This window comes from Myroides fluvii (genome assembly GCF_009792295.1).
In the GTDB taxonomy this organism is placed as follows: Bacteria; Bacteroidota; Bacteroidia; order Flavobacteriales; family Flavobacteriaceae; genus Flavobacterium; species Flavobacterium fluvii_A.
In genome coordinates, this window is the sequence record NZ_CP039934.1 from 161,342 (window position 1) to 176,499 (window position 15,158).

A 15,158-nucleotide genomic window follows, 5' to 3' on the forward strand; every position below is an offset into this window, starting at 1 on the left:
AGACCGCAATGTTGCTTATCTTAGCCTAGAATCTTTATTGTGGTTTTCGCTATGAACATACTACCTCAACAACTAAATGCACTAGATGTACTAAACATCAGTATGAGTAATCCAAGATCAAAACAAAAGTTTCCTTCATCTTTCAACATAAGAACACTGTTATTCCTTATTCTTCTCTTCTCAAACACTATAAGTGCGCAGAGAATCATTTCAAATGTAAACCCTAGAATAAAAGAGTTGGAAGCTAGCATTATGCAAGGAGATTTTCAAGCCCTTGTAGACATAGCAGAATATTTCGATCACAAAGAGCCGATAAACACAATCTTCATCAATAGGATAATGAAGACGAATGAAGCTAATCTTGCTAAAAATATAATACAAGAAAATTCCTTTTTTTTAGATCATGAGATAGTGATTGACTCAACCACTACCACGCAACAATTTAGAGATTTCTTACATACAAATAAGCATCGTATTGCTTATTCTGATTTGACTCATGCCTTTATGATTACACCTTTTGAACAAAGGAAAACAGACTATCATCTATTTGCCCTCTCTGACGTAAAATTAAAATCCTTAGAAATAAACAGAAGCAAGCTTTTAAAAGACAAAAAACTAAAGTCTACTCCGATAAAAGGATTAATTCAGCAAAGAGATCCAAAATCTTTAGTGTATTTAGCCTCTTTACTCTTACAGAACAGAAACCTTTATGATGATGTAGATGCTATAGCAGATTTACTTCGCCTATTAACCCATTCTAACATCGCTGTACCTGATGATCATGGAAAACTAAACTATTATATAGAGCATGAGTACGATGAAACCTCAGCACTTAACTTGGTAATCTATTTTGCTACTCACTACCAAGAATATCATTGGAATAAAGAAAAAAACTACTTTGAAAATAGTAAAGCAAACATCCATCCAACAACGAAAGAAAATAATTGGTTTGATGAACTTTCCAGCAACAATGATGTTGTTGCGTTGAATTCTTTTATTCAACTTAGTCAGGCCGACTCGGATAGAATAACAACCTTAGTTGAACAATACAAACCTTTGTTAGTTTCTACAAGAACCAATGATCATGTTCTACCAACCTTTCCCTACTCTTTTATCAAACAATTGGTTCAATTAACAGCTTATGCGAAAAAGAACCATATTGATTTTAAAGGGAGTCCTGCGCTACTAGCAGATATTCAACTACTGCAATCTGAATTAACTTTTAAAGCACGCAGAGCCCTAGAGAATCGTTTAATTGATGAACTCACCTTAGACAATATCACTTCTTTTGAATATTGGTGTTTGATTGAAGAAGAGAATGGGCAGCTTCGTAACTCAACAGGTCGAATTTTAGATAAATTTTATTCTAAAAACTGGGAGAAACTACTACAACATCCGTTATATTTAGAGACTTACGTATTGAAATCAACTTTGTATAAACAGCTGGGTATTGTTGGTTATGGCAACAACTACCTATTGAAATTCACGGGTAATCCAAATGGGGCAAAAACCTATCTAACTTCTTTGTCGACAGAACATCAAACCATACAAAAACAAATCGAAAAAGCGATACAACAATGTGATGTTCCTGTTCAATACACTGAATTAACTACAACAGAATGGAGTGGAAATTATCAGAGTCAACCGCTGAATTTTACTACTTCTTTAGATAGTATCAAAAAGAACATAAAGAACCGCGAGGCATATCAGAAAAGTCTTATCCTTCTGCTTTCTAAGGTGCATTATAATCAATTGGAAGAAGTTCTTCTAGCGATAAAACCAATGACATTAGACCCGGATTTACTGTATTCGTTTATGAATCGAGATTTTGGTTTCTCTTTTATTGGAAATTTTAAGCAAAAAAAAGTAAGACAAGATTTTTTAAAACAGTATATGACCTTAAGTGAATATCAACTGTATCACCATTATTTAACCCAAGCCGGTATTGATTTTACAGCGGCTAACGGGCAATTGGATTTTGATAAAATTTACACCATTTTGAAATATGACTCAAGTGATCCTTTGGTAGGCAGTAATGGTGGAACTAGCGACAATGGAGTATACGCTATTCTTAAGCTTCTAGAATTACACTTCCAAACTTCGTTGGGTTACCCCACAAAATTGTGCATGTCCAATCACATGTATGCTTGTAGTCCAAGAAAAAGAGCCGTTTCTTGGATGAACTATTTAGCCTCCCAGGATTATCTCAAAGAGGATCATCCTGAACCTGTTTCCTTTGCTTATTCAAGCGATAGCTAAATAGGCATATCTTGTGCTTCTAAAACCATCCCAACCACTACTTAACGCTAAAATTGAATGGTATAAAGCACAACCCTATGATTCCGCTTTATGTAGAAATACTTCCGCAGGAATACTCAAATAATCCTTTAGCTTTTGGGCCATTTTTAAGGTGATTTCTCTCTTTCCTGAAAGAACAGCAGAAACGTGACCTTTAGTTCCAATAATGGATTCTAAATCTTTTGCTTTCAATCCTTTTTCCTGCATTTTATATTTAATAACTTCAAGCGCATCTAGTTCAGGTAACTGATAATTTCTTTCGTCATAATCCTTAACTAAAACCAATAACAACTCCAACTCATCCCCTTTAGGTGTGTTTGGTTCTGCATGAAAAATTTCCATCATACGCATAGAAGCTTTAGTATAATCTTCTTCTGTTTTCAATACTTTCCAATTCATTCTTTTTCCTTTTTACCTATTAAAATTGTGGTGTCAAAAGTAATCGTCTCCACCTTAATCTTATCATACTCCTGATGTGATCCAAACCAAATGACATAACATGCTTCTTGCACAAAATTTATCGAAACTACCAAGCGAAAATCATTGCCTTTGATATTAAAAACAACCCTGTTATTATTCACAATACTTGCATTTCCATAAACGCGCTTTAATTCATTAAAATTCTTAAACGTATGTTTTGAAAATTCATTATACCAAACTAAGAGCGGAATTTCTGCCACTGGATATTTAGTGATATAAAATAGAATTGTTTTCTTAACTAAGATTTTCATAGATCAAATTTAAACAAAAGTTTGCAAATAGAAAACTTTTGTTTCCTACGCATACTAAAATTTAATGCGAGTAATCTTCATTTCAACTTGCATTTTATTAATTTAGCAGAAAAGAAAAATGCCTCCAACCGAATAATAAAAGTTGTAAGCTAAAAAAAAAGGAACAAATAAGAGATCCAATGAAAGATGATACTTTCGCAAAGCCACGATTTATTATACTTAGCATTTTTGCTATCATCTTTGGGGTATTCATCTGGTTTACTTCTACAAATTATCCTATCAAAAGTGATTATTTCAACTTCAGAAAAGTAGAATTTAAAGCAACGGTACAAGATAAATTAGATAAAAACCCAACACGGGCAAATACGATATACCTCCACAATGGTCCAGAATTAAGGATTCAAAGAACCCTATTTGATCAACTAAAAATTGGCGACTCCGTAATAAAGAGCAAAGATTCAGATTCCATCTATTTTAAAACGGACCATGGTATTATCATTGAAGACTACAACGGCTTTAAAAGAAAAAAATATCAGAATACATTAAAATAAACGCGAAGGAAACACCTTTCCTTTATACTCCTACTCCACCGATTTCAATTACTTTAGCCTTACCTACAGCACAACCCAATCCCTATGATCGATCCAAAACTAATCAAGATACTCTCTAAAGTTTATTTACACCAAAATACAGTCGCGTATGATTCCGATAAACAGGTGTATACGTATCAACTACAACCTGATAATGTAAAAGAAAAAGACCTTTCCCTATTAGCTGCTAGTGGCTACGAAGTAAATCAAATCGAACATTACCAACACAATCAGGTTGTTCAGAATCTGAGAACAATCGTCAATCAAGAGGGACTAGAGGCTAAAATCTACCACTTATTTATCCAAGCCATTGGCACTGGATTTCATCGCGGCTTACAGCCTATAATTAGTTATGGGTATGCGAAGCATCTCCCCGATCATCATTTTGAACCTTTTGAGGAAGACGCCTTTCGAAATCCTTGTAAAATATGTGGGTTACCCAAAGATAATTGGGAAAATGAAGGGAAGAACTTGTATGATTTGTATATCGGCTATTGTCGCATTGGCGGTTATACGGAAACGCTTTTGGATCTGAAAGAAATCTCAACCTTTGATTCGATAAAAGCGAGTAAGGACGATATAGCGGTTTTTAAAAAGCTGATTGCCTGCATAGAACAAGCGACTGAAAAGGAAACACCTACAGATTTATTACAACGAATTTCCAAAGCGAAAATACTTCCTAATAGCAATAGCACCTCCAGAACTTGGTTGTTGCGTATTTTAGCTGCTTTAGGCATCTTAAACAACAAACTCGTTGAGGATTACAGTATGCTACACCGTTTCTCTCCTTATCATCAAGTACGCGCTTGGGAAGAACAACTCCATCAAGAGGCACCAAACCACCGAACAGAAGTGAATTTCCCGCTTTCGGCTTGGCGTGGAAAATTAGGGATTAATCACGAAATCGTAAATCACATTTTGACTGTCGTTCAATAGCTTTACTCTATTTTATAAGGGCTTATCTTCTAGCTATCGTATCACATCACTTTTATATCTACGAAAATCGCTCATTTAACGACTATGAGAATACTGTATTACCATTCTCACATTTTCAATACATCGTTAACCTATTGATAACATTGTAGTAACTTTTACTTCAAAGTAAACGATGTTTTTTGTGGTAATGAAACAGCTATACATTCTTACACAAAAAAGTCTGCTTATTTTCTCGTCTTTCCTACTATTTTCCTGTGGAGACAAGAACCATTCGATCAAGATGAAGGGATCGGATACAGAAGTAAACCTCGCGGTAAACTTAGCAGAGAAATACACAGAAGTGGATGCCGATTTTAGTATTGCAATCTCCGGTGGTGGATCGGGAATCGGAATTACCTCTTTGTTAAATGGTCAAGCGGATATTGCGAACTCTTCTCGTCCTTTATCTGATAAAGAAATCCAACAATTCGAAGACAAGAACATCAAAGTACGCACGGTAATTTTTGCAGAAGATGCAACTGCTTTTGTGGTACACAAGGATCTTCCTCTCGAAGTAATTGATTTAGAAACACTAGCCAAAATCATGAAAGGGGAAATCACCAATTGGAATCAGCTGACTTCCATTGATCTTCCCATCAACATTTACGGGCGTCAGAGTAGTTCAGGTACTCACTCTTTTATCAAGAAAAAACTCAAAATAGAATTTTCAAATGCGGCCAAGGAGATGACCGGGAATGCTCAAATCCTCGAGGGAATCAAAACGGACAAATCGGGTATTGGCTATGTTGGCGCGGGTTATATTTCTCATGAAACAGCAACGAATCCGACGGTAAAAATTCTCAGCATCAAAGAAACTGCTTCTTCAATTGCCTATTCTCCGATTGACTCACATGCTATCAATAATAGTCTCTACTTTTTTCAGCGCCCCTTGTATCAATTTATTTTGGAAGACTCTTGGGAAAAGGTAAAGCCCTTTATCGATTTTGAAAGTAGCGAAACAGGTAAACAATTGATTAAGGATCACGGGTATTACATCATAGAACGACCACAAAATGAAATATAAAGTTAGAATAAGTTTAGATATTGTCTTTCAATATATCTTTAAAGCGACAGGGCTTTTAGTCCTTTGTTTGTTAGGCGGAATTTTAGCCTTGTTAATTTACAATTCTTTTTCCTTTTTTGCAGCTGTAAAGCCCCTTGATTTCATCACGGGTATGGAATGGAATCCGACAGCCAAAACGCCAGCTTATGGGATGCTTCCTTTAATCTTGAGCACAACGCTTGTCACTTTTGGAGCCATGTTAATTGCTATTCCTTTGGGCATTGGTACGGCTGCTTTTATCTCTGAATATGCCGGTACGCGATTGAAAAACATTTTAAAACCAGCGATTGAAATGTTAGCTGCTGTTCCTTCTGTTGTGATTGGATTTCTTGGTATTGTTGTCGTAAGTCCAGGTTTAGCCGATATGGCTGGATTACCCAACGGATTAAATGCATTAAACGGCGCCATTCTACTTGCTGTTATGGCTTTGCCAACCATTATCACCATTGCAGAAGATGCGATTCACGCCGTACCTAAAACCTATAAAGAAGCGAGTTATGGCGTTGGAGCAACCAAGTGGCAAACCCTGCGAAAAGTGATTATTCCCGCAGCTGCTCCTGGTATTATCTCAGCGATTATGTTGGGGGTAGGTCGCGCTATTGGAGAAACAATGACCGTGTTAATGGCTACAGGTAATGCCGCCTTAATTCCGTCTGGATTCTTCGATTCGGTAAAAACCATGACCGCAACAATCGCCATTGAAATGGGTGAAGTACCCTACCAAACCACGCACTACTACGGATTATACGCCTTAGCTACAGTACTGTTTTTCATGACTTTAATAGCGAATCTTGTAGGTGAATATTTTATCAACCGATTAAGAAAATACCATGCAGCTTAATAAATTTAAATTATCTTCTATCATTGAATGGGGAACCCTTGTTGGAACAACGCTTATCGTTTGCTTTTTCTTGGTTGTTATCCTCTTGGAAATTGTCAGCAAAGGAGCAGGAAGTATCTCTTGGGAATTCATCTCTAGCGTTCCTAAAGAAGGAATGACTAAAGGGGGAATTTTAACTCCAATCATTGGAACTGTACTCATTACACTCATCACGGCCTTGTTCAGTATTCCCTTTGGTGTATGTTGTGCAATCTATTTGAATGAATATGCGGAAAACAACTGGTTAACGCGTATCATTCGTGCAGCTATTCGAAATTTATCGGGTGTACCTTCTATTATATACGGTTTGTTTGGATTGGCTTTATTTGTGCAAACCCTTCAATTGGGAACTTCCCTTCTGGCAGCGGGATTGACCTTAGGTCTACTGTCTCTTCCGTACATTATCACCACCACAGAAGAGGCTTTAATGCAAATTCCCAACAGTACCAGAGAAGCGGCTTTGGCTGTGGGTGCTACTAAATTTGAAACCATTAAAGACGTGGTAATTCCTTCTGCTGTTCCAGGTATTTTAACAGGTGTTGTACTTACCCTGTCAAGAGCAGCTGGAGAAACCGCTCCCATCCTATTTACGGGAGCCGCCTTTTACATCAGCGATACCAACGGATACATCAACCAAGAGTTTATGGCACTTCCGTATCACTTATATATGTTATCTACACAACACCAATCCATTGATGAAGTAAGACCGATTGCTTATGGAACAGCTTTAATCTTAATTCTTGTGGTGTTTTTATTAAACTTAAGCGCATTTTATATCCGTTATAAATTCAGAAAAAATGAAAACTAAATTATCAGCGAACAACTTAAACATTAGCTTTGGAAGCAAACACGTTTTAAAGAATGTAAGTGTACAATTTGAAGAAAATAAAATTACCGCTTTAATTGGTCCTTCTGGATGTGGAAAAAGTACGTTATTGCGCAGCTTTAATCGCATGCACGACTTGGTTCCTTATGCTAAAATTCAGGGAACAATCCAATTAGAAGATCAAGATATCTATGCAAAAAATATACCCGTAACAGAAATTAGAAAACGCATTGGAATGGTGTTTCAAAAGGCAAATCCCTTTCCGAAGAGCATCTATGACAATATTGCTTACGGTTTGAAAATAAACAACCTTCCGCACGACAAAAGTGTGATTGAAAAAGCGTTGACAGAGGCCTTCTTATGGGATGAAGTAAAGGACGATTTAAAAATGCCTGCGCATCGTTTATCAGGAGGACAACAACAACGCCTTTGTATTGCCAGAGCCGTGGCGCTGCGTCCAGAAGTTATTTTAATGGATGAGCCTTGTTCGGCATTAGATCCAGTGAGTACGATTAAAATTGAGGAATTAATTCTTCATCTAAAAGAGAAATACACCATTGCCATTGTGACGCACAATATGCAACAAGCCCAACGCATCGCAGATCAAACGTATTTCATGTATTTAGGAGAAGTAAAAGAAAGTGGTTTAACCCAAGATATTTTTGAAAATCCGAAACACGAAATGACGAAGAATTACATCAATGGGGTGTTTGGGTAAAAACAAGTGCGTTTTGTTATTCAACATAAACCATCTGTAGTCGTAAATAAACAAGTATAAGAAAAGGCAACTCTTTTGAATATGAGTTGCCTTTTGTTGTTTTATTTTTTCCCTTTTTTGTATTGATATAAAATAGCCAAACCAAAAAGTAATAGTCCCATTACTAAAGTAAGTAACGTGATTGTCGTTCCCCTTTGAATGACCTCTGGTTCAAATTTAAATTCCAACTTGTGTTTTCCCGCTGGGATTGGCAATCCGCGCAATAAATAATTCACTTCATAATGCGGAATAAGTTGACCATCGAGATAGGCATTCCATCCTTTTGGATAATACACCTCTGAGAATACGGCAAATCCCTCGTGTTCATTGTTTACTTCATACTCCAACTGATCTGGACGATGGGCACTTCGCGTAATTGTTGCTGTTGAATCAACGACAAAAGCGGTTTGTTTTGTTATTTCAGCAAACTTGGTTCCATTGACCACTGCTTCTCTTTTTGTGTCTAAAGTAGCCAACGCTTTCATTTCATCATCAGCGGTTTCAACTACTTTCAAAGATTGAACGAACCACACAGGACCATTTGCTCCAGGATTGACCACAGGCACTTCCTCTCTATCTTCTGTTTCTAAAATCAGATATTTGACATTGAGCATATCTAATACGGGGAGACTCTCTTCTAAAGTCAAGGTCTCTGGATTGATATGGCCGATTAGCGTATGCAATTGAGGTTCTACCTGATAAAGGAATACTTGATCTGCCTTTTGTGGTCGAACCGCACTATAACCACCCACTGATTTATGGAAGAAATTGGTTCTGGCTTGTAAGCGTCCTTGAGGGTTATATACGCGATAGTATGTTTTATCTTGGAGGATATATTCATCTGCTTTGCTCATTTTAAAGGGAACACTCATCTCATAAGAAGTGACAAAATTATCGTCATTCACGTAGTTACGGTCTATAAGCACTAAATCGGTCACCATGAATCCCCCTACGATAACAGTAGCAACCACAACAGATAGATACTTTTTAGACACCATGAACAGCGCAACGATAACAGCGCCAACAAATAGAGAAGAACGCAGTAAATCGCTAGTATACACGCGTTGTCTTTCTTTGATCAACTCTGTTAAAAAGGCGCGTCCTTGTTCTGTTTGCACATACATTTGGTCGCGATAAGAAGTAAAGCTAAATCCTTGTTTTCCCAACCAAAGGACAACGACTAAAGCAAAAAAAACACCACCGCTCTGAAGTAAGTATTTGCTCTGATCTTGTGGTGCTAATTTAAAATAGGTTTGCAAGCCCATAATAGCGAGGATAGGCATACACAGCTCCACGATAACTTGAATAGAAGAAACCGCTCTAAATTTATCGTATAAAGGCACATAGTCAATAAATAAATTCGTCAACCAAGGAAAGTTTTTTCCCCAGGACAAGAAGAGCGTTACTACAATACTAGCAAGAAAAACGTATTTGATCTTTCGCTTATCTGCAAGGAAACACAAAACGGCGAGAAAAAAAACGATAGCTCCGATATAGGCCGGGGCTTCTACGATAGGTTGATCTCCCCAATACAAAGGTACTTTGGATACAAAATCTCTTGCATCACTTGGCAGAGCCCCTTGATTAATGGCATATTGATATAAAACTGAATCTTCTCCCACATCTTCAGCCATCCCTCCTCCGAATAATCTTGGAAAAATAAGATTTAAGCTTTCGCCAATACCATAGCTATATTCCGTAATATAGTCATAGTTCATGGCTGATTGTGTATTGTTGGTTGAACCGTCTGGGTTAAAAGTTAATTCACTTTTATGGCGAATGGTAAACGAAGAAAACTCAGCGGTTGCCAACAGACTCGTCGCATTAGTTCCTAAAGCTAATACAGCAGCTACAACAAGTATACCTATTGATCGAGCTAAATGCTTATAATCTTGTTCTTTTGCAATTTTAATTGCGTAATACAGCCCTAAAAAGAAAAGGACAAACAACAAATAATACGTCATTTGAAAGTGATTGGCTTGTATTTCTAGTGCAACAGCTAAGGTAGTGAGTACACCACCTAAGAAATAGCGCTTTCGAAAAACAAGTATAATTCCGGCTATAACCAAAGGCATATACGCAATAGCATGTGCTTTGGCATTGTGTCCAGCTCCAAAAATAATAATCAAATACGTTGAAAACCCAAAAGCTAAGGCCCCAAAAAAAGCTTTTAGCGGTTTGACCCTCAACGTAAGCAATAGGACATAAAAGCAAAGCAAATACAAGAATAAATAATCCGCTGGTCGAGGTAAAAATCGAATCGTACGATCTAGTTCTTTGATGTAATTATAGGGATAATCCGCTCCCAATTGATAGGTGGGCATGCCCAAAAAAGAATTATCTGTCCAATACAACTCCACGCCTTCTTCTAAACTAAAATCTTTCTGCGTACTCGACATGCCTATATATTGCGCTATATCTGATTGATAGATCGTTTTGACCTCCATCACAGGAGAAAAATACAGCAAGGCAATCAAAATAAAACCAAAAAACGCTAAAACATGAGGGATATATCCGTAGGCTTTTTTCATAATTTTATATAAATAATACATCAAATATAAAATATTCGAACCTATCTCCTGTTAACTCCTCTGACATATTATTTTTCATCTCGACTTACATCGAACATTTTCCTATATTTATCTTGACTTTTTCTTGATAAAAGCAAACCCACTTTAAATCAGCACTAAACAAGTACACACATGAAAGAACATCACTACCGCGCTACAATCGATTGGACGGGTAATCAAGGTAGCGGAACGGATCATTATACGCATTACGAACGCAGTCATACGATTCAAATTGAGGGTAAACCGCAGTTAGCTGGTTCTTCTGATCCGGCATTTCGAGGGGATACCACCAAACACAATCCCGAAGATTTATTTCTTTCTTCTCTTGCCTCCTGCCATATGTTGTGGTATTTACACTTTTGTTCGGTCAATCAAATTATTGTTGAAGCCTATACAGATACAGCTACGGGAACAATGATCGAAGAACAAGATGGCAAAGGGCGCTTTATCGAAGTAACGCTACATCCTACCGTAACGGTTCAAAGTCAAGACATGGTGGCACAAGCCTTAGCTTTACACAAAAAGGCGAATGAATGTTGCTTTATTGCAAATTCGGTTAATTTTCCTGTTCACCATCAACCAACGATAGTCGTAAAAAACAAAGCATAAAAAAAGGAGGCCATGGCCTCCTTCCTATTTTAGTTCAATTGGAATTAAATTAATCCACAATCTTTTTCGATCCTTGTTTTTCACAAAGTTTTTAAGGGTAAAGACGCCATCATACGTAACTTTACTGTTGTAGTACAATTGGTCGTTGACATAGACCTTCACCTTTTTCTTTACATCGATCATCTCTGGAGAAATAGCAAGGGCAAAAGACTTAATACGAGACGTTTTGATGCGATATACATTGTTTTTATACTCCGCTACAATTTTACCTGAGGCCCGTGGAAAATCAAAAGCATCTTCATCAACCACTACTTCTTTCAGGGTATCATCGTCATCTTCTCCATACTCCAACCATTTTGTGATTTTAAAATTCGAGGAGGATTGCCAATTGGCTTTGGGTGCTAACGTATCTAATTTAATATCTTGTAACCAATCCATGCTGCCATTGGCCTCATCATCAAACTCCCAAGTCAAGGAAGAAGGAAACGTTTCTCGTTTTCGCTGCATCAAATCGGCAAATAGAATTTGATAAGCGGGTTCCGATTCGTCAAACTCAGGAAACCAATGGGGAAATCCCGCATAGCGCACTTCTTTATAATCGGCCTTTATTTGGTTCATCAGGGCTGTAAAATCATCATTGGCATTGGGTGGATAATAGTAATCCTGATCCGTTGAGAAATTGATAAAATTTCGATTTTTTATATTCGCTACAAACGTACCTCCCGTAAATACTTTAGGATGCGTATTAAATCCGTAAAAGCCTGCAAAAGGTGTTGCATTCTTCATCAAATAGGAAAAAACTCCCGTTGCACCATTGGAGTGCCCCGCTAGAAATACTTTATCATCATCAATATTAATTGCACTTTTTATGCGCTTCAATATCGTTGGAATCATAAAGAATCCCTCGTCTGAAGTCATCCAATTGTACTGTTTATTTGCACGGGGAAACACGAGAATCACATCGTGTTGATCGGCGTATTTGGTGTAGTAGCGATTCCAACCTCCCAGATTCAATTCCGCTGTTTGAAAATCGAGTAAAGAACTGTATCGAACAGCTCCGTGTAAAAAGAACAACAGGGGATACGATTTCGTGGGATTGTAATTTTTGGGTAAGTGAATGAAATAGGACGTCTTAGTTGAGTCGTTTAATTGAAAACTCAAGGAATAATCGCGTTGCGCTTTGGGCAGAAACACAAGTTCATTCTTAAGTTGTTCATATACCTCTTTTCCATTCTCAGGTGCATACAGTACCTGTAACTTCGTTTGAAAAAAAGCCTCTTCTTCTCTTTTTAAAGCAAGTTCAACTTGTTCTTTTTGTTTTGTAGCTGCCTTCACAACAACCTGCCAACGCGGGTCATCCAAAAGATTCTTGCACTCCTCTATGGCATCTTGGTGGGTGATATTTCTCCAACCTGGAAATCCATTGCCGTCTTTTTTATCCCCTAAGAGTTGATTTAAATAACTAAAAGCCAAGTCTTTTTCTTGAAGAGATGCAGCCAGAATAACACCTTCGTATACATCTTCGACTGCTATGCTATCCGGAAATTGGGTAAATGCTTTTTGGTAATATAACAAGGCTTCTTTTTGGCTTGATTCCTCTTCTAGCTCAAGTCTAGCTTCTGCACGAGCTACCCAATGGGAATAAGTCTCTTGTGCCATTCCAACAGTACCACAAATAAGAGCCATCCAAATAACACACTGTTTCATGCTATGCTTATTTTTCATAATCTTTAAATATACTAAAAAACGAGTATTTTAGAGTTGATGCTGCTGAACTTCCTAACCCTAAATCAACAGTCTCCCATTCATTTCCATTCATTTCCATTCTCTTACTATCTTTTCTACTATTTTATCAAAGCGACTATCTAAACAAATACTTAAATCAGTTGTTATAAACTTTCCTTGATAGAATAAACTAAAAATAGTTGCTGGACTGGGTGCTTGTTGTGCTTGTTCTCTACTTTCCAATTTAATAATAGTGAGGGATAAATTGCGTTTTTTTACTGTTTCCTTCAAAATATGCTGAACGTGTAATTCTGAAAAGGGACAACGATTGGAGTAATAGACCGTTACATCCGTTGTTTCTTTGCAATTCCCCGTTTGTACACAAGCATTAAATTGAGGGTCTTTTGCCTCTCCTTCAAATTTTAAAACTAATAAACTGAAACCAGAACTCGTTTGTTCTACCGTTGTAAATCCGTGTTTCAACAACCACTTGGTATCACTCATAAAGTGAAATTTTTGGGTTCCCACTACGGTAACTAATCCTTTATACCCTCTTTCCTTGGCATCATCAATTGCCAGTTGCAACAACTGCTTGGCATAGCCATTCCCTTTGTATTGTCCAGAGACCCAAAAACAATTAATCAGAAGATAATCGGGTGCTGTTATAGGAACCCACCCCATAGCTGCAGGCCCATATTCCATAAACACTTTCGCTCTCGCATCTAAACGTCTAAATACGTAGCCGTTGTCCATTTCTCTTTTGAGCCAATCCTTTTTTAATTGATAGCCCTCCCTGCATTTCTTATCCGAAATAGCACAACAAATATGCTCTTGATTCACATTTGCCTGGTCTAATACAATAAATTTCTCCATTCCGTTAAACGTTGGTTAGAACTGCTAATATAAGCGAGTTTAATTCCTATTAAAAGTACATCAAATATACCATGCAACACAAGAATTAAATGGCAAAATCAACTCTAGCTTACTAAAAAAGGTACAAAACAACTGCTTTGTGCTTAAACGTAACGTCAAACAAGAACTCCCTTCTTAATCCCCTAAAAAGCAAATCCTTAACTTGCTTTAACACCTGCACTTTTCTCTTGTTACCCCCTACATATCACAGCTAAAGAAGGAGAAAAACTAGATTATTTTTTCTCCTTTTTTAGCTAATGTTGCTTGTGCTTTTTTCGATATTGAATTGGAGTAATGCCTACGTGTTTCTTAAAAAATCGACCGAGATAAGATTCCTCCGTAAAGTTCAAATTACCAGCTATAATCGCTATAGTATCATTGGTTTGGATTAATCGGGATTTGATTTCATCTAGGAGCTGTTTTTGAATGTAATAACTTGCGGGATGGTTGGTCATTTCCTTGACAACATCATTGAGATAATGCGGGTGAACGTGCAATAAAGCGGCATATTCGTTCACTTGCTTCAAATCTATTATTTTTTGATTTACTAAAAGTTGGAAACGCGCAACCAATTGTTCTTTACGTGACAGCACAAAAGGCGTTTCTACTTTTTTGTGGTTGTATATGCGTTCTGCTTCTAATAAAATGATATTCAAAAACATCCGAACGAGTAAATCGTCATTAAACGTTTGCTTTTGACATTTTTCATTGTTCAATTTCCAAAACAAGTGTTTCATCATCACTACTTCTCGCTCAGACAAATTGACAAAAGGTTTTTGTCCAAATTGAAAGAAAGGAAAGTTATTGAGCTTAATTTGATGTTTTAAGCACAAGAGGAAATAATCCGAATCAAACAAACACATAAATCCCTTTACCTCTTCACTCCAACGCTGAATATGATGCAGTTGATTTTCTCCGATAAAATACATAGCGCCTGCTGCAAACACATACTTGGTATAACCAATCACTTCTTCTACTTGTCCTTGGGTGATGAGTATCATCGTATAAAACTGCTTACGCGTTTGTTTTCCTTCGGTAAAAGTGGGCAATTGGGACAGATTTTCAAGGGTAAATATTTCTAAAAAACCTACTCCCGCTTGATAAGCGAGGGTACAACATTCTTCACAAATGATATTGCCTTCTTGATCTGAAAAATACAGGGATTTAAAATCTTCTAGTGTTTGTATTTCCTTGATATTAGCTTCAGTTTTCATGCTTTGCC

Annotated in this window: 14 protein-coding genes; 8 read left to right on the plus strand and 6 right to left on the minus strand. The window is 37.1% G+C overall.

Going from position 1 to position 15,158, the window contains the following annotated elements:
- Positions 1–252: 252 nt before the first annotated feature.
- Entirely contained in the window at positions 253–2,259 is a 2,007-nt protein-coding gene (locus tag FBR08_RS00880; protein WP_158960707.1) for a hypothetical protein, read from the plus strand.
- A gap of 75 nt (positions 2,260–2,334) precedes the next feature.
- On the opposite strand, the gene FBR08_RS00885 is transcribed toward FBR08_RS00880, so the two are convergent.
- Entirely contained in the window at positions 2,335–2,697 is a 363-nt protein-coding gene (locus tag FBR08_RS00885) for a helix-turn-helix domain-containing protein (RefSeq protein ID WP_158960710.1), read from the minus strand.
- On the minus strand, positions 2,694–3,029 hold the full coding sequence (locus FBR08_RS00890) for a type II toxin-antitoxin system HigB family toxin (protein WP_158960713.1): 336 nt from the start codon (positions 3,027–3,029) through the stop codon (positions 2,694–2,696). The genes FBR08_RS00885 and FBR08_RS00890 overlap by 4 nt, the downstream gene beginning before the upstream one ends.
- Positions 3,030–3,208: 179 nt before the next feature.
- Here FBR08_RS00890 and FBR08_RS00895 point away from each other — a divergent pair, with 179 nt between their 5' ends.
- From FBR08_RS00895 to pstB, 6 genes are all read left to right on the plus strand, one after another.
- Positions 3,209–3,580, plus strand: coding sequence for a hypothetical protein (locus tag FBR08_RS00895; protein WP_158960716.1), 372 nt, complete (start codon positions 3,209–3,211; stop codon positions 3,578–3,580).
- A gap of 84 nt (positions 3,581–3,664) precedes the next feature.
- Positions 3,665–4,555 carry a hypothetical protein gene (locus FBR08_RS00900; RefSeq protein ID WP_158960719.1) on the plus strand — a complete coding sequence of 297 codons (891 nt, stop codon included), beginning with the start codon at positions 3,665–3,667 and terminating at the stop codon, positions 4,553–4,555.
- Positions 4,556–4,835: 280 nt separating this feature from the next.
- Positions 4,836–5,618 carry a substrate-binding domain-containing protein gene (locus tag FBR08_RS00905; protein WP_233266184.1) on the plus strand — a complete coding sequence of 261 codons (783 nt, stop codon included), beginning with the start codon at positions 4,836–4,838 and terminating at the stop codon, positions 5,616–5,618.
- Entirely contained in the window at positions 5,608–6,498 is an 891-nt protein-coding gene (gene pstC, locus FBR08_RS00910; protein WP_158960725.1) for a phosphate ABC transporter permease subunit PstC, read from the plus strand. The genes FBR08_RS00905 and pstC overlap by 11 nt, the downstream gene beginning before the upstream one ends.
- Complete coding sequence (pstA, locus tag FBR08_RS00915; RefSeq protein ID WP_158960728.1) at positions 6,488–7,345, plus strand: phosphate ABC transporter permease PstA; 858 nt, start codon at positions 6,488–6,490, stop codon at positions 7,343–7,345. The genes pstC and pstA overlap by 11 nt, the downstream gene beginning before the upstream one ends.
- Entirely contained in the window at positions 7,335–8,081 is a 747-nt protein-coding gene (gene pstB / locus FBR08_RS00920) for a phosphate ABC transporter ATP-binding protein PstB (RefSeq protein ID WP_158960731.1), read from the plus strand. Before pstA ends, pstB begins: the two co-directional genes overlap by 11 nt.
- A 101-nt stretch (positions 8,082–8,182) precedes the next feature.
- Here pstB and FBR08_RS00925 read toward each other — a convergent pair whose 3' ends face one another.
- Entirely contained in the window at positions 8,183–10,651 is a 2,469-nt protein-coding gene (locus tag FBR08_RS00925; RefSeq protein ID WP_158960734.1) for a YfhO family protein, read from the minus strand.
- 171 nt (positions 10,652–10,822) lie between these two features.
- On the opposite strand from FBR08_RS00925, the gene FBR08_RS00930 reads away from it, so the two are divergent.
- The gene (locus FBR08_RS00930; protein ID WP_158960736.1) at positions 10,823–11,299 is read left to right on the plus strand and encodes an OsmC family protein; all 477 of its coding nucleotides are present in this window, start codon (positions 10,823–10,825) and stop codon (positions 11,297–11,299) included.
- Positions 11,300–11,323: 24 nt separating this feature from the next.
- Here FBR08_RS00930 and FBR08_RS00935 read toward each other — a convergent pair whose 3' ends face one another.
- From FBR08_RS00935 to FBR08_RS00945, 3 genes are all read right to left on the minus strand, one after another.
- Positions 11,324–13,006, minus strand: coding sequence for an alpha/beta hydrolase-fold protein (locus tag FBR08_RS00935; RefSeq protein ID WP_158960739.1), 1,683 nt, complete (start codon positions 13,004–13,006; stop codon positions 11,324–11,326).
- Between the two features lie 108 nt (positions 13,007–13,114).
- Positions 13,115–13,897 carry an N-acetyltransferase gene (locus tag FBR08_RS00940; protein ID WP_158960742.1) on the minus strand — a complete coding sequence of 261 codons (783 nt, stop codon included), beginning with the start codon at positions 13,895–13,897 and terminating at the stop codon, positions 13,115–13,117.
- Between the two features lie 293 nt (positions 13,898–14,190).
- Positions 14,191–15,150 carry a helix-turn-helix domain-containing protein gene (locus FBR08_RS00945; protein WP_158960745.1) on the minus strand — a complete coding sequence of 320 codons (960 nt, stop codon included), beginning with the start codon at positions 15,148–15,150 and terminating at the stop codon, positions 14,191–14,193.
- Positions 15,151–15,158 lie beyond the last annotated feature (8 nt).